Raw genomic sequence first — 24,648 nt, 5'->3', positions numbered from 1 at the left:
AGACCTCTGGCCACTCTTTCGGGTTACGTAAGGCAAAAAGATTGACGTGAATGGGCAAATGGGACAAATACACCGCATTCACTCGCGGTGCGCCCTTGTTCCTTTTGGACCGCTGCGAAAGGCCCACCGTGCAGCCCCGACTCAGCGTCGTCGTGCCCATCTACAACGTCGAGGACTACCTGGAGGACTGCCTGCGCTCCCTCGCAGGCCAGACCATCGCGCAGAGTGAGCCCGCAGAGGGCGATGCAGATGCGGTCGGCTTCGAGGTCGTCCTCGTCGACGACGGCTCCACCGACGGCAGTACGGACATCGCCCGTGCCTTCGCCGAGCGCGACCCCCGCTTCCGGTACGTCCACCAGCAGAACGCGGGCCTGAGCGCGGCCCGCAACACGGGGGTCCGGCACGCCTCGCCGGACGCCACGTATCTGACCTTCGTCGACAGCGACGACGTCGTGGCGCACGACACCTACGCGCGCATGATCGCCAGCCTCGACGCCTCGGGCTCCGACTTCGCGACCGGCAACGTGTGGCGCCTCAACGAGCGCGGCCGCCAGCAGGCCTGGCAGTACAAGTGGCTGACCGAGTCCCGGACGCGTACGCACATCACCCGCGATCCGGAGCTGCTGGCCGACCGCGTGGCCTGGAACAAGGTGTTCCGCCGGGACTTCTGGGACAAGCACGCCTTCGAGTTCCCCGAGGGCAAGCTCTACGAGGACACCCCGGTGATGATCCCGGCGCACTTCCTCGCCACGTCCGTGGACGTCCTCGCCGAGCACGTCTACTACTGGCGGGTGCGCGAGGGGTCCATCACCCGCCGCCGTACGGATGTGAAGGGCGTACGCGACCGGATCGCGGCCTGCGCCGGCGTCAGCGCGTTCCTCGGCGAACGCTTCCCCGGACAGAAGCGCACCTACGACCTGTCCTGCCTGCGCGACGACTTCCTCTACTTCCTGGACGGGCTGCCGATGGGCGGCCCCGAGTACCGCGCGGCCTTCCTCGCGGACACGGCCGCCTTCCTGCGCGACGCGGACGCCTCGGTGATCGCGGAGCTGCCGGTCGACCTGCGGGTCAAGTGGCAGCTCGTACGCGAGGAGCGCCTGGCCGATCTGGTCGAGCTGCTCGCCTTCGAGCAGGCCAACGGGACGGCCTTCCGGGTACAGGGGGCGTTGGCCCGCAGCGCCGTGTACCCGAGTGCGGCCGGCGGCCGCCTCGACGTCGACCCGAAGCTGACCCGGATCGGCAGCCGTGAACTCCCCGTCGTGGCAAGGGTTGTCGATGCCTCCTGGGGCGCCGACGGGAAGCTGACGATCAGCGGGTACGCGTACGTCCGCAATCTGGAGGCGGCGCGGCCGGGTCAGTCCGTCAAGGCCGGAATCCTCAAGTCGGCGCACAGCAGAGGGCAGTTCAGGCGGGTCCCCACCACGACCGTCGCCTCCCCGTACGCCACCGAGTCCTCCCGGCAGCAGCTGCACAGCTACGACCAATCCGGCTTCGAGATGACCATCGACCCGCGCAAGCTGAAGATCCGCGGGCGCTGGCGGCCGGGCAACTGGCTGCTCGGCGTGGTCGTCGCGGGCCACGGCACGGTCCGCCGGGCCGCGGTGCGCTCGCTCGACGGCGCGGCCGCGCAGTCGGTGGTGCGGGAGCTGGCGGACGGCCTGCGGCTCGTGCTCGCCTTCAGCAAGGGCCGCCTGGTGCTGCGCGTCGAGCGGTACGCCGCCCGGGTCGAGTCGCACGCCCTGGACGGCGGCGACGTGGTGCTCACCGGGCGCGTGCACGGCGGGCCCGAGCCGAAGGCGCTGCGGCTCACCCACAAGGACTCGAAGGCGGAGCTCGACTGCCCGGTCGCCTGCGCGCTCGGGCGGTTCAGCGTGCGGATTCCGCTGGCCGACCTGGAGGCCGTGCCGCCGACCGAGCACCGGGCGCCGCGCGAGGTCGAACCGCCGCACGGGGACCGGTGGCAGGCCAATCTGGTGCTGCCGGACGGGTCGTTGAAGTCGGTCGCCGCGGTGTGCGACCTGCCGCCCGGGCGGTACGCGACGCAGGCCGGCCGCGAGGTGTGCGCGACCGCCAACGACGCCGGGCAGCTGGTGGTCGAGCTGACCCGGCAGCCCGTCGCCGACGTGGTCCGCTGGACGGACGAGGGCGCGCTTGTCGTCGAGGGGTGGGTGAGCGAGGCCAGTTGGTACGAGGCCGAGCTGGTCCTGCGGCACAGCACACGGGACGAGGAGGTCACGGTCGCGGTCGAGCGCGACGGCGGCCGCTTCCGGGCGTCCTTCGCCCCCGCGAGCGCGGACGACGGGCTGTCGCTGCGGGAGGGGCGCTGGTACGCCTTCCTGCGCGAGGTGGCCGCGGTCGGCGAGGACGACCGGGTGTCAGGGGACGGCTCCGCGATCTCTGCGGGCCCGCGACGCCTCGACGGTGTGCCGGTACGCCTGCTCGCCTCGGTCGGCGCCGGGCTGCCGCTGGCCCGCGAGCACGGGGGCCGTACCTTCACCGCCGACCGGCGCTTCGGGGACCGGCTCCTCCTTGACTCGGGACCCGTACTGCCCGCCGCCGAGCGCAGCGCGTACAGCCGTGCCCGACTGCGTACCGTCCACTACCCGGCGCAGCGCCAACTCCCCCTCCAGGAGACGGTGTTGTACTTCGACGGCGATTCCCCGCGCGCCGTCCACGAGGAACTGGTCCGGCGCGGCACCGACCTGGAGCACCTGTGGGTCGCCCACGACGGGCAGACCCGCATCCCGGCCGGCGCGCGCGCCGTCGAACTGCACAGCACCGCCTGGTACGAGGCCCTCGCACGGGCCCGGCACATCGTCACGGCCGGCCATCTCCCCGACTTCTTCGAGCGGCGCGAGGGCCAGCACGTCGTCCAGACCTGGCACGGCGCACCCCTCAAGCGCATCGGCAAGGACCTCACCGACACGCTGTACGCGGACCACGCCCACGTCGACGCGCTGCCGAGGCTCACCGCGCAGTGGAGCCTCCTGGTCTCGCCGAACCGGCACTCCATCCCCCACATGTCGCGGGCCCTGAGCTACCAGGGCGAGGTCCTGCAGGCCGGATCGCCGCGCAACGACGTCCTGTTCGCCGACGACCGCGCCAAGATCGCGGACCGGGTGCGGCGCGACCTCGGCATCGAGGAGGGCAAGCGGGTCGTCCTGTACGCCCCGACCCACCGCGACCACCTCGCCTACGAGCCCGGCCGCTTCCGCTACGAGGCCGCCCTCGACTTCCGCGAGGCCGAGCGGGCCCTCGGCGAGGACCACGTCCTGCTGGTCCGCAAGCATCCGCTCGCCACGGGCCGGCTGCCGGGCGGCCGCGCTCCGTTCGTGCGCGATGTCTCGGCGTACCCGCAGGTGGCCGAACTGCTCCTGATCACCGATGTGTTGGTGACGGACTACTCGTCCCTGGTGTTCGACTTCGCGCACACCGGCCGCCCGATGCTCTTCCACACCTACGACCTGGAGCACTACCGCGACACGGTCCGCGGCTTCTACCTCGACTTCGAGACCCGCGCCCCTGGCCCGCTGCTCGCCACCACCGGCGAGCTGATCGAGGCGCTGCTCGACGTCGACACGATCGCGGCCCGGCACGCGGACGTGTACGCGGCGTTCCGGCAGGCGTACTGCGACCTGGACGACGGGCGGGCCGCGGGCCGGGTCGCGGACAGGATGCTGCGGTGAGCGGGCCCGCCACCGCGACGCTCACCCGCAAGGCCCGCATCACCCACGGCGCGACCGCGCTGTTCGGCGGCCGGCGCTCGCTGCGCCCCAGCCCCTACCTGGTGTTCGGCACGCTGTTCTGGGTACTGATGTCGGCGGCGGCCTGGCGGGTCCCGGTCTGCTGCGACTTCGGGCAGCACGCGGCAGTCGTCGAACGCCTCAAGGCGGACCTGCTCAGCCCGTCCCACCCGATGGCGGACCTGCCGGGCGACGGCAGCGCGTACTACTCGCCGTACGCCGTCCTGCAGGGCCTGTTCGCCCAGCTCGCCGGCCTGGCGGGCTGGCAGGTGGTCAAGCTGACCGGCCCGTTCAACCTGCTCGTCCTGCTCACCGGCCTCGGGCGCTTCGTGAAGGTACTCACTCCACGCCCCTGGGCGCCGGTCCTCGCGCTGGCCTGCATGGTGCTGCTCTGGGGCACCAAGATGGCCTGGTGGAGCGGGTACTTGGGCCTGATGTCCATGACCGGCCACCTCCCCTTCCCGAGCACCTTCGCGATCGGGCTGGCCTTCTGGATCTGGGCGCTGACCGGACGCCTCACCCGCTCCGGCGGACGTCTTTGGTCGTACGCGGTGCTCGGCGCGCTCTGCGGCCTCGTCCTGCTCGTCCACCCGATCACATCCGTGGCGACGATGCTGGGCGTGCTCGCCTTCGTCGCCGGATGGCAGCGGGGCCGGCCGCCGCGCGTGCTCGGCGGCTGGGCGCTCGGGGCCGTGGTGGCGGTGCTCGTGGCGGCCGGGTGGCCGTACTTCAGTGTCGTCTCGCTGGTCGGCGACCAGAGCGTCGACTGGATCCACGAGCAGCTCTACTTCGACATGCCGGCACACTTCTGGCTGGCCTTCCTCGGCCTGCCCGCGCTCACGCTGCGGTGGCGCCGGGACCGGCGTGATCCGCTGGTCCTGATGTTCGCGCTGGAATGCCTGACCATCGGCTACGGCTGGGTGAGCGGGCACTACACCTACGGCCGGATCATGGGGATGACGCTGATCCCCCTGCAGTTCGCCCTCGCGGTGGAGCTGGCCCGGCCACGACCCTGGCCTCTTGGCCGTCAACTCCTAGGCACCGCCGCCGGGTTGGGTCTCTGCATCGGCTTCTTCCAGGTCCAGGCGGGCGCGGTCGTGCCCCGCGCCCTCGACCCGGCCGGCTTCGACCAGCCGCCGCGCTGGCCGTCGTACGACTGGGCGGCCCGCCGGATCGCCCCCGGCGAGGTCGTCCTCACCGACGCGTACAAGGCCACCCGGTCGCTGCCCGGCTTCGGCCCCAACCTGGTCGCACCCGCCTGGCCCGACGCCTCCCTGGACGAGCGGGAACGCAACCGCAGACTGCGGGCGGTGAAGGACTACTTGGCGCCGTCGTCGACCCGCGCGGTGCGCGCCGAAGTGGTACGCCGCTACCACGTGCGGTGGCTGCTGCTCTCGCCGGACCAGCGGGCGCCCGAGGAGGCGGTGGTGGTGGCCTGGGGGCCGCACACCGGGGAAGTCCTGGCGCGGATCGGCTAGTTGTCGTTCTCCTGCTCTTCTTCCACTGAACCGGGGTGGTCGGCTCCCGCCGGCCACCCCATCGGCTTGACCGGGGCCCTGCGGACGTACTGCCTGAGCACGCCGCTGCGCGTGGCGAACTCGTCCCGCAGCACGAACTGCTCGTTCACCACGGAGAGCTTGGCCCGCTCCGTCGCGTTCCTCGGGTACCAGGCGGGCCGCACCGCGAACGGCTCCGCGAGCACCCACACCCGCTCCAGGCCGGCCAGCCTGCGCCGCACCTCCGCCGCACCTGCCTCCTCGCCGTACAGCGTCCCGGACTCGGGGCCGGGCGTGCGCAGCGCGAGATCCTTCGTGCCACGGAACCCCGCCGGATACGCCATCGCCGTGGCGCGCCCGCTGGACGGCAGGAACAACAGCGGGTCCCCCGGGTGGAGTTCCCGCGCGGCCATCCGGGCCACCCCTGCCAGATCGTCCCGGCGTTCCATGCCCGTCCGCTCCGCCCGGTGCTCCGGCAGCTGCCACACGAAGCCCAGGCCCACCGCCACCACTCCGGCGAACGCCCCGATCGCCCGCCGCCGCACCACCGCCCGCCCGCCGAGGCGGCGTACCGCCCGCGCACAGCGCTCGGCCCCCGCGGCGACCAGGAGCGGAAGACCCGCCAGCGTGAAGAACAGATAGCGGCCGCAGAACAGCGGCGTGCTCTGCGGGGCGAAGAACAACACGACGGGCGGGACCAGGACCAGCGGCAGCGCCACCGCGTTCAGCGAGACCGACCCACGCCGTCCCGAGGGACCACGCCGTCCCGAGGGACCCCGCCACCCCGAGGGACCGTTCAGCGCCGCGCAGGCCAGCAACAGGCTGACGCACAGCACGAGTTCGGTCGGCCCGCCGAAGGCGCGCAGGACCACCTCCGCACTCTCCCCGTTGGGCGGCTTCAGCCAGGCGATCTGTCCCCGTTGCCCGGCCGACAGCCACAGCAGGGGCAGCAGGGCGGCGAGTGCCGCACCCGAGGCGAGCGCCCACCCCGCCCACACCCGCCGGTCGATCCGCCGCCAGGAAACGGCCAGCGTCACCGCGTGCGCGAGGAGCAGCAGCGCGGCGAGCTCGTGCAGCAGTGCGGTGCCGGTGACGGCGACCCCGTACAGAAACCAGTCCCGCACGCGCGCGTGACGTACGGCGCGCAGCAGGAGCAGCGTCGCGGTCGCCGCCCCGGCCGCGACCAGGGCGTAGGAACGGCCCTCCTGCGCGTAATGGCCGGTGATCGGCATGACCGCGTAGAGCAGTCCCGCCCACAGCCCGACGCGGGGCCGCGCGAGCCGCACCCCGAGGAACGCCACGAGCGCGGCACTGGCGGTCGCGGCGAGCACCGAGGGCAGCCGCAGCGCGACCTCGCCCGGGTGCACGGCGACGGCCAGGTGCATCAGCACGTAGTAGAGGCCGTGCACGGCGTCGACGGTGCCGAGCAGCCGCCAGATCTCCGGCAGCGAGCGCCTGGCCACCTGGAAGGTGGCGCCCTCGTCGCTCCACATCGTGCCCCGGTCCAGGCCCCAGAGACCGAGACCGAGCATGACGGCGGCGGGGGTGAGCACGGCGGTGACGGCCGGGCGGGCCGTGCAGACTCCGACGAGCAGCCTGAGGAGCGTGCGGGCGTGCCCGTCGGGGCGGGGGCTCGTGCGGTGCGCATGGTCCGCACGGTGCGTACGGGGTGTCATGACCTGCATGACGCAGAGTTTGTACGATTAACAGCCGATTGCTGTGTATTGACGAGGCATCAGGCGATACGCGCCCTAAGCTGCCCGCCGATGACACCGCACCCGACACCCACCGCCCCCGCCCTGACCGCCGCGGCACCCGAAGCCGGACCCACGGCCGCCACTGCCGGACGCAGGGCCCAACTCCCTTCCTTGCCCAGCGTGTTGCTTGCCACCTGGGGCGTGACGCGCTGCGTGATGCTGGCCCTGCTCCTCCTCGACGGACGCGCGCCGCTCGGTGTCGGCGGGGTGGCGCGCGAGGTGCACGAGCTCTACTTCCGCTGGTACGGGGTGCTGGCCCAGGGCGGCTTCCCGGTGGGCGACCCGCTCTGGCAGTACCCGCCGGCGGCGGGCCCGGTGCTGCTCGCGCCGGGGCTGCTGCCGGGACTCACCTACTTCCAGGGCTTCGTGGCCCTGACGCTCGCGGCGGACGCGGTGGTCGCGTACGCCTTGGTGCGGACGGGACGGCGACCGGGGCGCAGCCTGAAGGGGGCCGCGCTCTGGGTCGGCGGCCTCCCGCTCCTCCTGCACCTCCCGCTCGCCCGCTACGACGTACAGGTCACGGCCTTCGCGGTGCTCGCCCTGCTGGTGCTTCCGGCATCACTTCCGGCGGGCACGCGCGCGTGGGGCTCGTCAGACCCGACATCGCAAGGCACGCGCGCGTGGCGGCCGATCGTCTGCGGCGTGCTCACCGCGCTCGGCACCCTGGTGAAGGTCTGGCCCGCCCTCGCCCTCCTCGGCACCCCGCGCGGCCGCACCACCCGCGCGGCCTGGACCTCGGCGCTCGTCTCGGCGGCGGCCCTGCTCCTGACCCTGACCGCGCTCTTCGCGCACCCCTTCGCCTTCCTCCGCCAGCAGGGCGGCCGGGGCATCCAGATCGAGTCGCTCGCCGGCACCCTCCTCGCCTTCGCCCGGCACGCGGGCTGGCCGGGCGAGGTGCGCTATCAGTACGGGGCGATGGAGTACGTGGGCCCGTACGTCACCCTCCTGGCCCAGGCCTCCCTCCTGCTCACCGCGCTCGCCTGCGCCGCGCTGCTGTTCTGGCGGGTGCGGGCCGGGCGCTGGACGGAGGCCACCCCCTATGACGCCGCCCTCTGCGCCGTCCTGCTGTTCACCCTCACCAGCCGCGTGATCAGCCCCCAGTACCTGATCTGGCTGCTCGGCCTCGCCGCCGTCTGCCTCACCTCGCGCGCGACCACCCAGCGCCCGGTGGCGGTGCTGCTCCTTGCCGCGGCCGGGGTGAGCACGCTCGTCTATCCGGTCCTGTACGAGGACGTCATGGCCGGGACCTGGACGGGCTGCGTGGTGCTCGGGGTGCGCAACGCGCTGCTGGTGGGGGCGGCGGTGCTGTCGTGGCGGGGCCTGTGGCGCTCCGTGCACGCAAAGTGACCCAACCAGCCTCCAGCCATCCCTTTACTGCCCAATAACTGGCAATCGTTAATATTTACCCGTGAATAGCCTGCCGCCCCGGTCGTCCCAGGTCTGCGTCGTCGTGATCGGTTACAACGACGCGGCCCATGTGGCTGACGCGGTGCGCTCAGCCCTCGCCCAGGGCCCCGCCGTCCGCGAGGTGATCGCGGTCGATGACTGCTCCGACGACGAGAGCCCCGAAATCCTGCGGCGCCTGGCCGCCGACGAACCCCGCCTGAAGGTCGTCCTGCGGGACACCAACAGCGGCGGTTGCGGCAGTCCCCGCAACGACGGCATCGACGCCTGTGCGTCGCCGTATGTGATGTTCCTGGACAGCGACGATCTGCTGCCGCCCGGAGCGGTGGACGCGCTGCTCACCGCCGCCACCGAGCACCGCACGGAGGTCACCGCCGGCCTGTGCGTGCGCGTGGAGCTGCCGTCGGGGCGCGAGGTGGCCTGGCAGCCCGAGCTGTACGACGTGCCTGCCATCGTCGAGCGTCCGCAGGACCGGCCCCGCCTCGTCCACGACACCCTCTGCGTGAACAAGCTGTACGAGACGGACTTCCTGCGCGCGCACGCGATCCGCTTCCCCGAGGGCCGGTTCATCTACGAAGACTTCGTCTTCACCGCGCGCGTCCTCGCCGCCGCGCCCCGGATCGCCCTGATCTCGAACACCGTCTACCGCTGGCACGTCCGCCGGTCCGCCGCCAAGCTCTCCATCTCCCTCGACCGGTCCGGCATCGCCAACTGGAAGGCCCGGATGGAGGCCCACCGCCAGGTCGTCGACATCCTTCTGGGCGCCGGCGAGAAGCGCCTCGCCAGGGCGGCCCGCGCCAAGTTCCTCGACCACGGCCTGCGCATGTACACCAAGGAGCTGGGCGCCCGCAGCCCCGAGTACCGGCGCGAGTGGTGGGACCTCACCCGGGCCTATCTGCGCACCTTCGACACGGCCGACTTCGAGCTGGCCCCGGCCCCCGGCCGGGTCATCGGCCGGGTCGTCATGGCCTCGCCCGACCCCGTCGACCTGCCCCGCCTGCAGCAGGTCGCGGCCCGCCCCGCCCGCCTCACGCCGCCCTACCCGCGCACCGGCTCCGGCACCCCGGTCTGGTCGGCCGACCTCCCCCAGGTCACCCTCGAACACCTCCTCGTACGCCCCATGCGCCTGCTGCCCCTCGCGGTCGACGCGGAACTGCGGCCACGCGCGCGTGCCTCCGTTCTGTCCCTCCGGCTGCACGAGCTGTACGGCCGGGTGGCGGCTGCGGAACCGACGTACGTGGACGTGGAGCTGCGCGCACGCAACGGCGGCCGGTGCGGACTGCGGCGGACCGCGGCGTGGGCGCCCGCACAGGGTTCCGGGGGCACCGCGAGCTGGACCGCCGACGTGCTGCTCGACCTGGCCGCGCTCGACCGCGGCGTCTGGGACCTGCGCATCCGGCTCCGCTTCGCCGACGGCACCACCCGCGACACGACCGGGCAGGCGACGGCGGGCGCGCCCGGACTGCGCCCCCGTATCCTGCCGCACCGGCGCCGCGGCGTCCTGCTCGTCCGCCCGTACGCCACCACGGCGGCGAACCTCGCAGTGCGGGTCGCACCCGGGGTGCGGGCGGCGGGCGGGGTGGTCCGGGGGCGGCTGAAGCGGCTGTTCGGCCCGGGCTGACGGAACCCGGCCCCCGACCCCGCACGTTGACCGACAGACAACCCGCACAACAGAGAGCGAATCCATGACCTGGCTGATCACCGGCGGCGCCGGCTACATCGGGGCGCACGTCGTCCGCGCCATGACCGAGGCCGGCGAGCAGGCCGTCGTGTACGACGACCTGTCGACCGGGGTCGCCGAGCGCGTCCCCGCGGGCGTGCCCCTGGTGCGGGGATCCGTCCTCGACCGCGAACTGCTCGACCGCACGATCGCCGAACACGGCATCACGGGCGTCGTGCATCTGGCGGGCAAGAAGCAGGTCGGCGAGTCCGTCGAACTGCCGCTGCACTACTACCACGAGAACATCGAGGGCCTGCGCGTCCTGCTCGCAGCGGTCGCCGCTGCGGGCGTCGGCTCCTTCGTCTTCTCCTCCTCCGCCTCGGTGTACGGCATGCCCGACATCGACCTCGTCACCGAGGACACGCCCTGCGCGCCGATGAGCCCGTACGGCGAGACGAAGCTGGCCGGCGAGTGGCTGGTGCGCGCGGTCGGCCGGGCGCACGGCCTGTCCACGGCGTCGCTCCGCTACTTCAACGTGGCGGGGGCGGCGGCGCCCGAACTCGCGGACACCGGCGTCTTCAACGTCGTCCCGATGGTCTTCGAGAAGCTCACCGAGGGCGCGGCCCCCCGCATCTTCGGCGACGACTACCCCACCCCGGACGGCACCTGCGTCCGCGACTACATCCACGTGGCCGACCTGGCGGACGCCCATGTGGCCACCGCCCGCAAGCTCGCCGCGGCCGAGGCCGGGACCGATCTGACGCTCAACATCGGGCGGGGCGAGGGGGTTTCGGTGCGCGAGATGGTCGACCTCATCAATGAGGTCTCGGCGTACGACATCGCCCCGGAGGTGACACCGCGCCGCGCCGGCGACCCGGCCCGGGTGGTCGCGTCCGCGGAGCGCATCGCGACGGAGCTGGGCTGGTCGGCCAAGCACGACGTGCGGGCGATGGTCACTTCGGCTTGGGCGGGGTGGGTTCGGCTGCATCCGGAGGCGGCTCGGAGCTGACTTCGACGCCGGCGGTGGCCGGGCCCGTAACGGGCCCGGCGCTTCCGTTTCCGCCGCAAAGGGCCGCTGCGCCGCCTCCCGCTCGGCCCGCCCGGCCCGCTCGCCCTGCCCGGCCGCACCGAAGGTCAGGCGCGGCCCGACACCTGCTCCTGAGCCCGCTCAAAGAGCCCGCAGCCCGGCCGCGGTAGCCCCCGCCAAGGCCCCCAAATACCCTCCCGGCAAGGGAACCCGCACCACCAACGACCGCCAGTACAGCGGCCCCGAAATCAGATCGAGTGCCAACTCCTCGTCCAGCCCCGGGCGGAGCTCCCCCCGCCCGATGGCAGCCTGGACGATGCCATGGGCGACTCCGTACTGGCTCTCGCGCAAAGCTTTCTGCAGCGGCTCCCGGATCTCCGGGTTACGCGCGGCCTCCGCCTGCAGGTCCGGGATGATCTGGCTCGCCACGGGATGCCGCAGGGCCCGCGCGGAGACTTCGTACAACAGTCGCAGATCCCCCTCGAGCGACCCCGTGTCCGGCGCCGGCAGCCCCTGCACCGCGAGCGCCGAGACCAGGTCCAGGACCAGGTGCAGCTTGGATCGCCAGCGCCGGTAGACCGCCGTCTTTCCCACGCCCGCGCGGCGCGCGATGCCCTCCATGGACATCCGGGCGTAGCCCACCGCGGCCAGCTCCGCGAAGACCGCAGCGCGGATCGCCTCGGTCTTGTCCTCGCGCAGGACGGCGGCCCCGGCAGGGGCTCTGCGCCGGGCGGACGGGGTGGATCGGGGGGCGTCGGCGGGGTCAGTCATGAGGACAGCATAAGGCGTGACGACGATACGGTTGCGTCCCGACGTCACTTCTGCTTACTCTCGACGTAGCGACGCAACGGGTCCGTCCCGACGTGTGCCGCCACATCAGGACACACTCCCCCGCGGAAGGCCAGGCCGATCAGTGAGTCAGCTCCTCGACGCCCCACCGCGTAAAGCGACACCTCACGAAGCGACACTTCATGAAGCGGCGCCGCACGAAACGGCGCCTCACGAAGCGTGGACAGGACCCGCGGCCCGCTCCGCCACCGAACTCGCCGAGCAGTACGGCCTGGCCATCAGCAACGCCCGCCCCCCGCTGTCCACGTACGCCAAGCAGCTCTGGCGGCGCCGGCACTTCATCACCGCCTTCGCCACCGCCAAGCTGACCTCGCAGTACAGCGAGGCGAAGCTCGGCCAGATCTGGCAGGTCATGACGCCGCTGCTCAACGCGGGCGTCTACTACCTCATCTTCGGCGTCCTGATGAACGCGAAGCGAGGCATCGACGACTACATCCCGTTCCTGGTCACCGGCGTCTTCGTGTTCACCTTCACGCAGTCCTCGGTGATCGCCGGGACCCGGGCCATCGCCGGAAACCTGGGCCTGGTGCGGGCGCTGCACTTCCCGCGGGCCGCACTGCCGATCTCGTTCTGTCTGCAGCAGCTGCAGCAGCTGCTGTTCTCGATGGTCGCCCTGGCCGTGATCATCCTCGGCTTCGGACTGCCGCTCTCGACCTCCTGGCTCCTCGTACTGCCCACCCTGGTGCTGCAGTTCGTGTTCAACGCGGGGCTCGCGATGATCATGGCCAGGATGTGCGCGAAGACCCCGGACATCGCACAGCTGATGCCGTTCGTGCTGCGGACCTGGATGTACATGTCCGGCGTGATGTTCGCGCTCTCGAACGTCCTCAAGGGCCACAACGTCCCGCACGCCGTCCATGTGGCGCTCGAGTGCAATCCGGCCGCCGTCTATATCGACCTGATGCGTTTCGCCGTGATCGACAGCTTCCACAAGAGCCAGCTGCCGCACCACGTGTGGGCCTGGGCCATCGGGTGGGCGCTACTGGTCGGCGTGGGCGGGTTCATCTACTTCTGGAAGGCAGAGGAGACCTACGGCCGTGGCTGACACCCTGATCAAGCCGGACACCCACCCGGTACGGGCCGGCGGCGGCCCGCTGACCCCCACCGTCATCGCCGAGAACGTCGACATCGTCTACCGGATCATCGGCACCGGCTCGGGCCGCGGCAGCGCCACCTCCGCGCTGACCCGGATCATCAGCCGCAAGGAGCGTCCCGGCATCCGCGAGGTGCACGCCGTCAAGGGCGTCTCCTTCACCGCCTTCAAGGGTGAGGCCATCGGCCTCATCGGCACCAACGGCTCCGGCAAGTCGACCCTGCTGCGGGCCGTCGCGGGGCTGCTGCCCTGCGAGAGGGGCCGGATCTACACCGACGGCCAGCCCTCCCTGATGGGCGTCAACGCCGCCCTGATGGACGACCTGACCGGCGAACGCAATGTCACGCTCGGCTGCCTCGCCATGGGCATGAGCCGCGAGCAGGTCAAGGAGCGCTACGACGACATCGTCGACTTCTCCGGGATCAACGAGAAGGGCGACTTCATCTCACTGCCCATGCGGACCTACTCCTCCGGCATGCGCGCCAGGCTCCGCTTCTCCATCGGCGCCGCCAAGGACCACGACGTACTCCTGATCGACGAGGCCCTGGCCACCGGCGACCGGCGCTTCCAGAAGCGATCCGAGGAGCGGATCCGGGAGCTGCGCCAGCAGGCCGGCACGGTCTTCCTGGTCAGCCACAACAACAAGTCGATCGCGGACACCTGCGACCGGGTCCTGTGGCTGGAGGGCGGAGTGCTGCGGATGGACGGCCCGACGGGCGAGGTCCTGGAGGCGTACGAGCGGTTCACCGGCAAGTAGCCGACGAACCGGCCGGTGAACGGCTCACCGGCGGGCCGGCGACGGGCGGGCGACGGGACAGCGACGGGGATCACTCTGAGTCGTAGAACCCAATCGGGACATTTAGCCTCTTGTTGTCGGGGTACCTCCTCCGCCGCCGCCAGCAAGGACACACCATGGGTCTCACCAGCAAGAAGCTGCTGCTGCTCGCCATACTCGTGGCGGTGGCGCTGTTCGTGCTCACCATGTGGCTGTGGCCACGGTTCTCCCGTACGACCGTGCGCGCCTGGCTGGGCCGGCTGGCACTGCTCGTCTGCACCCAGGTGGCCGTACTGTCCGTGGTGCTGCTGTACGTGAACGACAAGTTCGAGTTCTACGCCTCCTGGGACGACCTCTTCGGCACGCAGCAGGGCGAGGGCGTCGTCCAGGAGGTGGGTCCCGGCGGCAAGCTGGTTCAGCAGTCCGCGAGCCAGCCGCTGGGGGGTGCCGGGAGCAAGGCGCCGGGGATCGCCGGGCGGATCGACACCGTGAAGATCCTGGGCGAGTCCACCCGGATCGCCGCGACCGCGAAGGTCTATCTGCCGCCCCAGTACTTCCAGAAGGGCGACCGGCACAAGAAGTTCCCGGTCATCCTGGCGATCACCGGCTATCCCGGCACCGTCGACGGAATGATCAACGAGCTCAAGTTCGCCGAGACCGCCCGGGACAAGGCCCGCAAGAAGAAGATGCCGCCCGCGGTGATGGTCTTCATCCGCTCGGCGGTGACCCCGCCCCGGGACACCGAGTGCGTGAACGTGCCGGGCGGACCGCAGGTCGAGACGTACTTCGCGAAGGACCTGCCCAAGGCGGTGACCTCCGAGTACCGGGTCCAGACCGGGCCCGAGCACTGGGTCGTCACCGGCTACTCGACCGGGGGCTACTGCGCACTGAAGCTGCCGCTGATGCACCCCGACGTGTTCTCGGCGGGCGCCGGGCTCTCCCCCTATTTCTCGGCCAAGACCGACGACACCACCGGGGACCTCTTCCAGGGCAACAAGAAGCTGCAGCAGGAGAACGACCTGATGTGGCGCATGGAGCACCTGCCGCAGCCGCCGGTCTCGCTGCTGGCCACCAGCAGCCGCAAGGGCGAGTACGACTACGGCCACACGCTGAAGTTCCTGGCCGCGACCAAGCCTGGCCCGCTGCGGATGTACCGGATGCTCCTCGACGAGGGCGGCCACAACTTCAACACCTGGAAGCGCGAGGTGCCCGGAACCCTGGTGTGGCTGGGCAAGCAGCTGGACCCTAAGAAGTCGCCTTAATTCTTGCCTTATAGACTCAAAAGTCACATAAAGCTGCACACGGTGACCGACCCCGACCGACCACTGCTGACTGTGCCGCCACCCGACCGACGACTGCTGACCGGATAAGGACGACCTGCCCCATGCCCCACCTCAGCGTGATCGTGTCCGGCCCGGACATTCAGGGCCATCTGTACGAGTGTCTGGACAGCATCGCCGCGCAGCCGGACACCGGTCTCGAGGTGCTCGTCGCCACCGCCGACGAAGCCGCCGGTGAGCTGGCGGCCGCGCACGCCGCCCGCGACCCGCGCTTCATACCCCTCGCCCTGCCCGAGGGCACCTCCCCGGCCGCCGCCCGCCGCGCCGCCCTGGACCGGGCCACGGGCCTGTATCTGCACTTCCTGCAGAGCAAGGACGGCCTCCCGGCCGACGCCGTGGCCTCGATCGTCGCCCGCCTGGACGAAGCCGCGACCGCCGACGGCGACCTGGACGTGCTGCTCTTCGACCACGTCCAGGTCCACTGGTGGGACCCGGCCCGCCCCAGCGGCGACACCGCGCTCATGGCGAAGGCCGGCCACGCCGTCACCCGACTGGCCGCCCGCCCCGAGCTCCTGACGGCCGCACCCCTGCTCGGCAACCGTGTGCTGCGCGCCGACTTCGCCCGCGCCCACGCCGACCTGCTGACCTCGGACCTGCCGCCCGCCCCGAACGCCCCGGCCGACGAGCGCCACCCGGCCTACGCGACCCTGCTGCTCGCCGACCGCATCGGCTGCCTCGACAAGGTCGCCCTCCACCACCGCCGGCTGCGCCGGGCCAGCCTGCCCCCGCTCTCCGCCGAGCAGCACTTCGCGGTGTTCGCGACGTACGAGCGCCTGCAGGAGCTCGCCGAGAGCAGCCCGAAGGCCGTACGCATCGCGCTCTACGACCTCATGGTCGAGGACTATCTGCGCACCATCGCCCGCCCCGGCCTGCTGCCCGCGGCCATCGCCCCGGACTACTTCCACCGCGCCGCCGAGCACGCCCGCCGCTACCGGCCCGACGGGTATCAGACGCCGGGCGGCCTGGCCGGCGTACGACGGAATCTGCTCGACCGCGACCAGTACACGGGCTACAAGGCCCTGAACACCGCCAACGCCAAGCGCCGCGGCCTGCAGTCCAAGCTCGGCGCCAAGAAGCGCAAGGTCGGCGCGGCGGTCCGCAAGCACCGCTACGGCAAGGCGCTCGAGCAGCCCGTCGACCGCGAGCTCGCCGTGTTCTCCGCGTACTGGGACCGCGGGGTGGCCTGCAACCCGGCCGCCATCGCAGCACGGCTCGGCGAACTGGCCCCCGAGATCCACCCGGTGTGGGTCGTCGCCCAGGACCGGGTGCCGCTCCTGCCGCCCGGCACCGACTTCGTGGTGCCCGGCAGCCGCCGCTACCTCGAAGTGATGGGGACCGCGAAGTTCCTGGTCAACAACGTCAACTTCCCCAATGCCATGGTGAAGCGGCCCGACCAGACCTACCTGCAGACCCACCACGGCACCCCGCTCAAGCGGATGGGCCTGGACCAGCTGGACTTCCCCGCGGCCTCCAAGGGCCTCAACTTCCGCAGCCTGCTCGCAAGGGTGGACCGCTGGGACTACAGCCTCTCCGCGAACAGCCACTCCACGCGGATGTGGGAGCACGCCTACCCGTCGCACTACACCTCGCTCGACTACGGCTATCCGCGCAACGACGTCTTCTACCGGGCGGGCGCGGAAGAAGTACGCGCCGTACGCGCCCGCCTCGGCATCGCCCCCGGCAAGCGGGCCCTGCTCTACGCGCCCACGCACCGCGACTACGAGGCCGGCTGGACCCCGCGCCTGGACCTCGCCGCGCTCAGCGAGGCGCTCGGTGAGGACACCGTGATCCTGGTGCGAGGCCACTACTTCTACGGCGGCGCGGCATCGCCGCTGGCGCGGCTGCGCAAGACGGGGCGGGTCATCGACGTCTCGGCGTACGACCCGGTCGAGGACCTGTGCCTGGCCGCCGACGCGCTGATCGCGGACTACTCCTCGATCATGTTCGACTACGCCAACCTGGACCGCCCGATCGTCATCTTCGCCGACGACTGGGAGATGTACGCCAAGACCCGAGGCGTCTACTTCGACCTGGTGGCCGACCAACCGCCCGGCCATGTCGCCTTCAGCCAGGACGAGTTGACGCAGCTGCTCGGCTCGCAGATGTGGCGCGACGAGGCGGCCGCCAAGCTGCGGGCCGACTTCCGGCGACGCTTCTGCGAGTTCGACGACGGTTTCGCCGCCGACCGGGTGGTCCGCCGGGTCTTCCTGGGCGAGCGCCCCGAAGCCCTCCCGCAGATCATCCCGGTCGAGGACCGTACCCCCGCACCGACCCCGGAAGAGGCCGCCGCCCGATGAGCACTTCAGCGATATCCCCCACGACGGCCGCGGACACCACCAAGGGCCCGGACGTCACCGTCACGGTGATCGTCTTCAATGACGCCGAGCGGCTGCCGCGCGCGGTCGCCTCGCTGCGCGCGCAGACGCACGCCAATATCGAGATCATCATCAGCGACGACCACTCGACGGACAACACCCCCGAAGTCGCGCGGCAGTTGGAGTCCGGGGACGAGCGGGTCCGCTATCTCCGCCTCCCCGAGAACAGCGGCGGCTGCAGCGCCCCGCGCAACCGCGCGATGGAGATCGCCCGCGCCCCGTACCTGATGTTCCTCGACAGCGACGACGAACTCCCGCCCGACGCCGTCGAGTTGCTGCTCGCCGCCCACCGGGAGCAGGACGTAGACTTCGCCATGGGCCAGGTCGAGCGCGTCCGCGTCGACACCGGCGCCCGCTCCACCTGGATGCCCGACCTGGTCGCCGAGCGGCGCACGGTGCAGGGCATCGAGGCCGAGCCGCGCCTGCTCTTCGAGCACCTCTCCACGTCGAAGATGTACACCAAGGCCTTCCTGGACCGGCACGAGCTGCGCTTCCCGGAGGGCATCCACTACGAGGACCAGCTGTTCTCGGCCCAGGCGTACTGCCTGGCCAGGGCCTTCACCATCGTCCCCAAGCCGGTCTACCGCTGGTACATCGAGCCGTACGCCGCCGCAGGTGCGGCCTCCATCTCCAACCAGCGGCACAAGATCAGCAACGTACGGGACCGGATCCACGTCCAGACCTTGATCGACGACTTCCTGGTCTCGTCCGGCCATGCGGGCCTGCGCGCCGACAAGGACTACAAGTTCCTCAAGCACGACTTCCGGATGTACGCGGGCGACCTGCCGTTCCGCGACGAGGAGTGGCTGCGGCAGTTCGCCGGGGCCGTCGTGCCGTACCTCGACGACGTGGCGCCCTCCGCGCTCGCCCGGCTGCCGCGCTCCGAGCGCGTGGTGATCCAGCTGCTGCGCGACGGCCGGCTCGCCGACGCCCAGGTGGCCGCGCGCGGCATGGGCCACGGGGTCGCACCCCGGCAGACCACCGCGGACGAGACGGGCCGGGTGTACTGGGGCGACCGCGTGCCGGTCACCGAGCAGACCAAGGCGGAACTCGACCTGACCGAACTGGATCTGGACACCCGGCCGTTCCCGGCGGCCCAGTTCCGGCACGAGATCACCCAGGTGACCAAGGGGCCGGGCGCCACGATCGACCTGGACATCCGCACCTACGACCCGGGACTCAGGCTCGCGGTCGGCCCGCACGCGGCCGCCGTCCACCTCGCACCGGGCGGGCGCCGGCACACCTGGCGGTTCCGCCTCGACGTGGTGCGGCCGGGCGTCTACGAGGGCCGGGTCCGGCTCGACCTGGCCGCCGCGCAGCTGCCGGTGCAGGGCTTCGACGGGACGCGGCACCCGGTGCTCGAGCTGGAGGAGAACCGGCAGCGCAACACGGGGCTGCTGCTCGCGCCGCTCACCTTCACACCGCTCACCGCGTCACTGCGGCCGCGGCACGGGCTCACCCATCGAGTGACGGTCGAGCCCGAGGGCCGCAACTCCGGTCGCCTGCAGGTGCGTTGGGTTCCGGAAGGCGTACTGGCCCGGGTCCGGCCGCTGGCGGTGCGGGCTCGTGGGCTGCGGGCGGTACTGGCCCGCTGACGCCCCCGGTCGGGCGCGGACCCACTCCGCGCCCGGCCCGGCTCAGCCCGCGAGCAGCACGTCCTGCACCCCACGGGGCCCCGGCAGAAGGCCGAGCCCGTCCGGGCCCGGTGCGGGTGCCGGAGTGCGGTCGGCCAGGGGCAGCACGGCGGGACCCATCTCCTGCCCGAGCAGGACCCGGCGCACCACACGCTCGGCGGCACGCCCGTCGTCGTACTGGCAGAACCGCTCCCGGAACGCGGCCCGCAGCCCGGCGGCGGCCTCCCCGCGCCAACTGCCGTTGCGGAAGGCCTCGATGAGCTCGTCCTCGGTGGTGGCGACGACGCCCGGGGTGTCGCCGGGGTTGCCGGAGAGGAGGTCGAAGGTGACGCCGCGGGATTCGGCGTAGACATCCCAGTCGTCCGCGTAGGTGACGATCGGGCGGTCCAGGTTGGCGTAGTCGAACATGATCGACGAGTAGTCCGCGATCAACGCGTCCGCGGCGAGGCAGAGCTCTTCGACGACCGGGTACTGGGAGACGTCGACGAGCGCGCCCTGCGCCGCGAGCTGCTCCAACTGCCGGTCCTGGCCGTAGAAGTAGTGGGTGCGCGCCAGGATCACATAGTCGTCACCGAGCGCGGCGCCGAGGCGGGCGAGGTCCAGACTGGGGGTCCAGTCGGCCCGGTAGTCACGGTGCGTGGGCGCGTACAGGAGCACGGTCTTGCCGGGCGCGATGCCCAACTTCTCCCGGATGGCTGCCACGCCCTCGGCATCGGTGCGGTAGTAGGCGTCATTGCGCGGGTAGCCGGCGTCGACGGACTCGAAGGCGCTCGGGTAGACGCGCTCCCAGTTCTCGGTCGTGTGCTGGTTCGCGGAGACGCTGAAGTCCCAGCGGTCGGCGCGCGCCAGGAGCCGGGCGAAGCTCATGCCCTTGGCAGAGGCCGGGAAGCGCTTCTGGTCGATGCCCATGCGCTTGAGCGGGGTGCCGTGGTGGGTCTGCAGGTGGACCTGGCCAGGGCGCTTGACGATGTTGTCGGGGAAGTTGACGTTGTTGACGAAGTACTTGGCGCGCGCCATCACCTCCCAGTAGCGCCGGGAGCCGGGGACCACGAAGTCGATGCCGGCCGGCACCTGGTCGGCGAGCGCCTTCTTGACCACCCACACGCCGTGCACACCGGGGGCCAGCTCCTTGGCCTCCTGGTAGATCGCGAGTGGATTGCAGGAGGGCAGACGGTTCCAGTACGCGGAGTAGACCGCGAGGTTCTCGTCGAGCGGGCGGCGGCGCTGCAGCGCGTAGAAGCTCTGGTAGGCACGCTTGCCCAGCTTGTTCCTCGACGTCGTGACCTTCTTCAGGCCCGACTTCGCGGACTGGCGCAGGAGTTCATTGGCCTGGAAAGCGCGGTAGTTGCCGCGTGCGAGCAGCCGGACGCGGCCCAGCTCGTCCCCCTCGTCCGGTGTGAAACCGGCGGGGAGGTGGCGCCCGTAGAACGTGACGGCCCGGGCGAAGAACTCCTTGCGGTCGGCCGGCATCACCCTTTCCGGGCGGACCAGCGCGAAGAGTATGTGGTCCAGGGCCCGCTCGAAGAGCAGCGGCTGCGCCCAGGCCAGCTCCGGCCGGGCCTCGATGAAGGCGAACAGGCCCTCGTACTGGCGGAAGATGTCGAAGTGCTTGCGGCCGGGAGTCTTGGTGATCGCGCCCTGCCGCCGCTGGCGGTACTCCACGCCCACCCGGTTGAGGCAGCCGATGCGCTCGGCGGTGACCATCGCCTCGTAGGTGACGGGCGCGTCCTCGTACAGACCGGGCGCGTACTGGAGGCCCTGCTCCAGGAAGAACTCGCGGCGGAACGCCTTGTTCCAGGCGACCAGGAAGAGGTTCAGATACTCCGGGGCGTCCTCGATCCGGAAGCTGTCCGTGCCCGCCTTCTCGAGCAGGTGCGCGGCATCGCTCTGGCCGCCGTTGCCCCACCAGTACGTGCGTACGTGATCGAAGACCAGGATGTCCAGGTCGCCGGACGCGTCGAGCCGGTCGGCGAGGGCCTGGAGCAGTCCGGGGGTGTAGGTGTCGTCGCTGTCGAGGAACAGCACGTACTCGCCGGTGGCGTGGGTGAGCCCGGCGTTGCGGGCGCGGCCGAGTCCGCCGTTCTCCGCCAGGTGCACCGGGACCACTCGCGAGTCCCGCGCCGCGTACTCGTCGATGATCGCCCCACACGCATCCGGCGAGCAGTCGTCGACCGCGATGACCTCGATGTCCCGGAAGGACTGACCGAGCACGGAGTCGAGGCACTCGCGCAGGTAGCCCTGCACCTTGAACACGGGTACGACGATGCTGAAGCGGGGCATGAAGAGGGAGCCTCCCGGCGGCGACACTTCGGACGTAGATGCACTTACTTGGACTTTACGTAGGGAAGTTGTAGCCCGTTCTCCCCAAAGGTCCCTATCCGCCGGGACCAAAGACCCCTGCCTCGCGCTTCGGGTTCGGCGGCATGCCAATGCCGAAAAACCCTGAAAAAGGCCGTGTTAGCGTGGTGAGCCGTTCGCGCGGGCGAGGGAATCCGTGCACCGCCCCGTCAGCCTGCCGCCCGGAGAGTCACCATGCCCCAGCCCTCCCTCGCCGCCCCGCCCCACCCCGCCCGGTCTACCCCCGTGCCGCGCCAGGCGACGGCCGGCGGCCGGCTCAGGGTCCTGGACGGACTGCGACTGCTCGCCGCGCTGATGGTGATGCTCTACCACTTCGCGAGCCCGGACATATGGGGCGGTACGCGATTCGGTGTGCTCGGGGCGATCGCGCCCTACTCATGGCTCGGCGTCGAACTCTTCTTCCTGATCAGCGGATTCGTCATCTGCATGTCCACCTGGGGCAAGACCCTGCGGGACTTCGTGCGCAGCCGGGTCGTGCGGCTCTTTCCCGCGTACTGGTTCTGTGTGCTGCTCACCGGTGCCGTGCTGCTGGTCCCCGGTCTTCCCGTGGACGGCGACCGGCCCACCGTGAGCACGATCCTCACCAATCTGACGATGGTGCAGGACCCGCTGGGCGTCGCCGAGGTCGACCACTCGTACTGGACGCTCTGGGCGGAGCTGCGCTTCTACCTGCTGTTCGCGGTGGTGGCCTGGCTCGGGGTGAACTCACGGCGGGTGCTCGCCTTCTGCTGGGTGTGGACCGCCGCGGTGGTGCTCGCCGGCGATTCCGGCATCCCGCTGCTGAGCACGCTGGCCAATCCGGGGTACGCCCCGCTGTTCATCTCCGGGATCGCGTTCTACTTGATCCGCCGGGACGGGCCGCGCTCGCGCCAGCCGTGGGCGCTGCTCGGCGTCAACTGGCTGTTCGCCCAGCACAATCTCGTCGACACGGCGCAGAACTACAGCACCGGGCAGCACCAACTGTCCTGGACGGTCTGCGTGACGGTGCTCACCGGCTGCTACGCCCTGATGGCGGCCGTCGCGCTCGGTCTGCTCGACCGGATCGACTGGCGCTGGCTCTCCGTGGCGGGGGCCATCTCGTATCCGCTGTACCTGGTCCACCAGGCGATCGGCACCACCGCGCTGCGCGCCTGGCACGACGCGGCACCGGCGTGGGTGGTGCTGCCCGGCGTGATGGCGGGGATGGTCGCGGTCGGCTGGCTGATCCACCGGTTCGTGGAACGGCCCGGCTCAAAGGCGCTGCGCAAGGCTTTCCGCTAGCGCGGCGCCTCACCTCAGAGACGTACCGGTCCCTCACCTCAGAGACGTACCGACGTGTCCCTCTCGGCCTCGGCCGCCGGCTTCCCCGTCGGGGAGGACGAGGAGGACACCGCGGCCCGCGCCGCTCCCAGCTGCCAGATCCGCTCAAGGGCGAGCGGCAGCCCGATCACCGCGATCAGCCACACCTGGACGTACAGCCGGTCCTGCTCCATGTCGAGCGGATGCGCCGCCATCGTCGCGAATCCGGTCAGTCCCATGGCGAGCACACACAGCGCGACCGGCACGGACCGCTTCCAGACGCCCCAGGCGCCGACGGCCAGCAGGAACAGCAGCAGCGGCGCGAGGGACTCCTTCTGGAGCCACTGCCACCAGTAGTTGAAGTTCAGCCGGGCCAGCGCCCGCCACGGATCCGCGATCTCCGGCCGCGTCCAGTGCAGCGAGAACGTGTCCTGCAGCGAGTCCACCATCCCGGGCAGCCCGAGCACCTTGCTCAGTACGACGGCGAACAGCGTGCCGCCCGTCGAGAGCCCGGCCAGCCACCAGGTGCCGCGATGACGCACCCCTCGTACGAACAGCAGGGCGGCGATCACGGCGGCCGCCAGGAACGGGGCCGCGACCAGGAAGCTCGAATACTTCACCCCGAGCCCCAGCGCGAAGGCGCCGGTGAACAGCAGCGCACCGCTGCGCACCCGGCCCTGCAGCAGCCAGACCGAGGCGAGCAGCAGAGCCGTCATCAGGCTCAGCATCGGCCCCTCGGTCAGCGGCCGGCCGCCCCATGCCGCGAGCGGCGTCACGTAGTAGAGGACCTGCCCGAGCACGGCGGCCGCGGGCGGCGCCCGCAGCGCGCGCAGCAGCAGGTACACCAGGTAGCCGGCGAGCGTGGTGAAGCCCAGGGCGACCAGGGTCAGCCCCGCCTTGGCGCCGAGCAGCCAGACGAAGGGGGCCGCGATCAGCGGGTAGGCCGGTCTGGTGTGGAAGATCTTCTCGTAGCGCGGGTCGTTCGGCTCCAGGCCGTTCTTGTACTTCGCCACGCAGTCGCGGGTGTACTCGGCCTCCCGGCCCGGACCGCGGAACTGGAGCTGGTCCAGCATCCGGTTGCGGTGCACCAGCTTGGCGGTGTCGGTGCAGTACGCCTCGACCGCCTTGGCCTGCGCCTCCTTGGGCGAGTCGCCGAGGAATTCGTACGCCTGGCGCGCATAGCGGTAGGAGTCGTTGGAGAAGCGGGTCGCCGGGTAGCCGAAGGCGTGCAGCAGCACGAAGGCGGCCGCCGCGATCAGCGGCAGCGCACGCAGCACCCGCCGCCTGCGGGCGGCGCGGGAGGCCGCGGTGCGGGCTGGGGCACGGACCTGCGTACGCCCTCCGGCGTGGCCGTCAGTGCCGGTCATGCTGGAAGACCCAGGTCCGGTAGACCAGGAAGCGGAACGCGGAGGCGAGGACGATCGAGCCCGCCTTGGCGATGTTCGAGCCGAGCGGGCCGCTCCAGTCCAGGCCGTGATAGGCGACGTAGAACAGGGCGCTCTCCACGGCCACCCCGAGGCCGCTGAAGACGAAGAACAGCACGATCTGCTGCTTGGTGCGCTTCGCCCGGTCCCGGTACGCGAAGAAGCGGAAGCCCAGGTAGTTGGTGCAGATGGCGACGCAACTGGCGAGGATCGTCGAGGTCATCGGCCCCCAGCTGAGGCCGTGCAGAAGCAGGTTGAAGACGACGAAGTTCACGCCGACACCGCTGCCGCCGACGATGCCGAACTTGATGACCTCCTTGCCGATCCTGCGCAGCCGGTCTGCGCCGGACGGCTTCGGCAGCGCCCCCGGCACGGCGGGCGCGGGAACGGAGACGGTGGGGGGTTCGTGCAGCGTGGTCATGGCAGTGGGGTCAC

General features: G+C 71.2%; 16 protein-coding genes. 11 read left to right on the top strand and 5 right to left on the bottom strand.

What is annotated here, in order from left to right; genetic code table 11:
* Positions 1–128 precede the first annotated feature (128 nt).
* Both OG430_RS29610 and OG430_RS29605 read left to right on the top strand, forming a co-directional pair.
* Positions 129–3,686, top strand: coding sequence for a CDP-glycerol glycerophosphotransferase family protein (locus tag OG430_RS29610; RefSeq protein ID WP_327355672.1), 3,558 nt, complete (start codon positions 129–131; stop codon positions 3,684–3,686).
* Positions 3,683–5,221: a hypothetical protein gene (locus OG430_RS29605; protein WP_327355671.1), complete on the top strand. Its 1,539-nt coding sequence runs from the start codon at positions 3,683–3,685 to the stop codon at positions 5,219–5,221. The genes OG430_RS29610 and OG430_RS29605 overlap by 4 nt, the downstream gene beginning before the upstream one ends.
* Here OG430_RS29605 and OG430_RS29600 read toward each other — a convergent pair.
* Complete coding sequence (locus OG430_RS29600) at positions 5,218–6,924, bottom strand: glycosyltransferase family 39 protein (RefSeq protein WP_327355670.1); 1,707 nt, start codon at positions 6,922–6,924, stop codon at positions 5,218–5,220. The two genes, OG430_RS29605 and OG430_RS29600, sit on opposite strands and share 4 nt — an antisense overlap.
* Positions 6,925–7,005: 81 nt before the next feature.
* On the opposite strand from OG430_RS29600, the gene OG430_RS29595 reads away from it, so the two are divergent.
* The 3 genes from OG430_RS29595 to galE all read left to right on the top strand — a co-directional run bounded on the left by OG430_RS29595 (position 7,006) and on the right by galE (position 11,069).
* Entirely contained in the window at positions 7,006–8,343 is a 1,338-nt protein-coding gene (locus tag OG430_RS29595) for a glycosyltransferase 87 family protein (protein ID WP_442816573.1), read from the top strand.
* A 61-nt stretch (positions 8,344–8,404) separates the two neighbouring features.
* Positions 8,405–10,021: a glycosyltransferase family 2 protein gene (locus OG430_RS29590; protein WP_442816572.1), complete on the top strand. Its 1,617-nt coding sequence runs from the start codon at positions 8,405–8,407 to the stop codon at positions 10,019–10,021.
* 64 nt (positions 10,022–10,085) lie between these two features.
* Positions 10,086–11,069 (top strand): UDP-glucose 4-epimerase GalE, encoded by a 984-nt coding sequence (galE, locus tag OG430_RS29585; RefSeq protein WP_327355669.1) that lies wholly within the window; start codon positions 10,086–10,088, stop codon positions 11,067–11,069.
* Positions 11,070–11,228: 159 nt separating this feature from the next.
* On the opposite strand, the gene OG430_RS29580 is transcribed toward galE, so the two are convergent.
* Positions 11,229–11,858 carry a TetR/AcrR family transcriptional regulator gene (locus tag OG430_RS29580; protein WP_327355668.1) on the bottom strand — a complete coding sequence of 210 codons (630 nt, stop codon included), beginning with the start codon at positions 11,856–11,858 and terminating at the stop codon, positions 11,229–11,231.
* A gap of 142 nt (positions 11,859–12,000) precedes the next feature.
* Between OG430_RS29580 and OG430_RS29575 the strand changes: the two genes are divergently transcribed.
* From OG430_RS29575 to OG430_RS29555, 5 genes are all read left to right on the top strand, one after another.
* Complete coding sequence (locus OG430_RS29575) at positions 12,001–12,981, top strand: ABC transporter permease (protein WP_442816571.1); 981 nt, start codon at positions 12,001–12,003, stop codon at positions 12,979–12,981.
* Positions 12,982–12,988: 7 nt separating this feature from the next.
* Positions 12,989–13,786: an ABC transporter ATP-binding protein gene (locus tag OG430_RS29570; RefSeq protein ID WP_327359266.1), complete on the top strand. Its 798-nt coding sequence runs from the start codon at positions 12,989–12,991 to the stop codon at positions 13,784–13,786.
* A gap of 155 nt (positions 13,787–13,941) precedes the next feature.
* Positions 13,942–15,066, top strand: a complete 1,125-nt coding sequence (locus tag OG430_RS29565; protein ID WP_327355667.1) for an alpha/beta hydrolase — start codon at positions 13,942–13,944, stop codon at positions 15,064–15,066.
* A gap of 122 nt (positions 15,067–15,188) precedes the next feature.
* Positions 15,189–17,441, top strand: a complete 2,253-nt coding sequence (locus OG430_RS29560; protein WP_327355666.1) for a CDP-glycerol glycerophosphotransferase family protein — start codon at positions 15,189–15,191, stop codon at positions 17,439–17,441.
* Positions 17,438–19,114, top strand: coding sequence for a glycosyltransferase family 2 protein (locus OG430_RS29555; protein WP_327355665.1), 1,677 nt, complete (start codon positions 17,438–17,440; stop codon positions 19,112–19,114). Before OG430_RS29560 ends, OG430_RS29555 begins: the two co-directional genes overlap by 4 nt.
* A gap of 42 nt (positions 19,115–19,156) precedes the next feature.
* On the opposite strand, the gene OG430_RS29550 is transcribed toward OG430_RS29555, so the two are convergent.
* Positions 19,157–21,433: a bifunctional glycosyltransferase/CDP-glycerol:glycerophosphate glycerophosphotransferase gene (locus OG430_RS29550; protein WP_327355664.1), complete on the bottom strand. Its 2,277-nt coding sequence runs from the start codon at positions 21,431–21,433 to the stop codon at positions 19,157–19,159.
* A gap of 252 nt (positions 21,434–21,685) precedes the next feature.
* On the opposite strand from OG430_RS29550, the gene OG430_RS29545 reads away from it, so the two are divergent.
* Entirely contained in the window at positions 21,686–22,771 is a 1,086-nt protein-coding gene (locus tag OG430_RS29545; RefSeq protein WP_327355663.1) for an acyltransferase family protein, read from the top strand.
* Positions 22,772–22,809: 38 nt separating this feature from the next.
* Here the strand turns inward: OG430_RS29545 and OG430_RS29540 are convergent, their stop codons facing one another.
* On the bottom strand, positions 22,810–24,156 hold the full coding sequence (locus OG430_RS29540; RefSeq protein WP_327355662.1) for a hypothetical protein: 1,347 nt from the start codon (positions 24,154–24,156) through the stop codon (positions 22,810–22,812).
* Positions 24,143–24,634 carry a GtrA family protein gene (locus OG430_RS29535; RefSeq protein ID WP_327355661.1) on the bottom strand — a complete coding sequence of 164 codons (492 nt, stop codon included), beginning with the start codon at positions 24,632–24,634 and terminating at the stop codon, positions 24,143–24,145. Before OG430_RS29535 ends, OG430_RS29540 begins: the two co-directional genes overlap by 14 nt.
* Positions 24,635–24,648: the final 14 nt, after the last annotated feature.

This window comes from Streptomyces sp. NBC_01304 (assembly GCF_035975855.1).
Taxonomy (GTDB): domain Bacteria; phylum Actinomycetota; class Actinomycetes; order Streptomycetales; family Streptomycetaceae; genus Streptomyces.
This window is presented reverse-complemented; position numbering and strand designations above follow the sequence as displayed.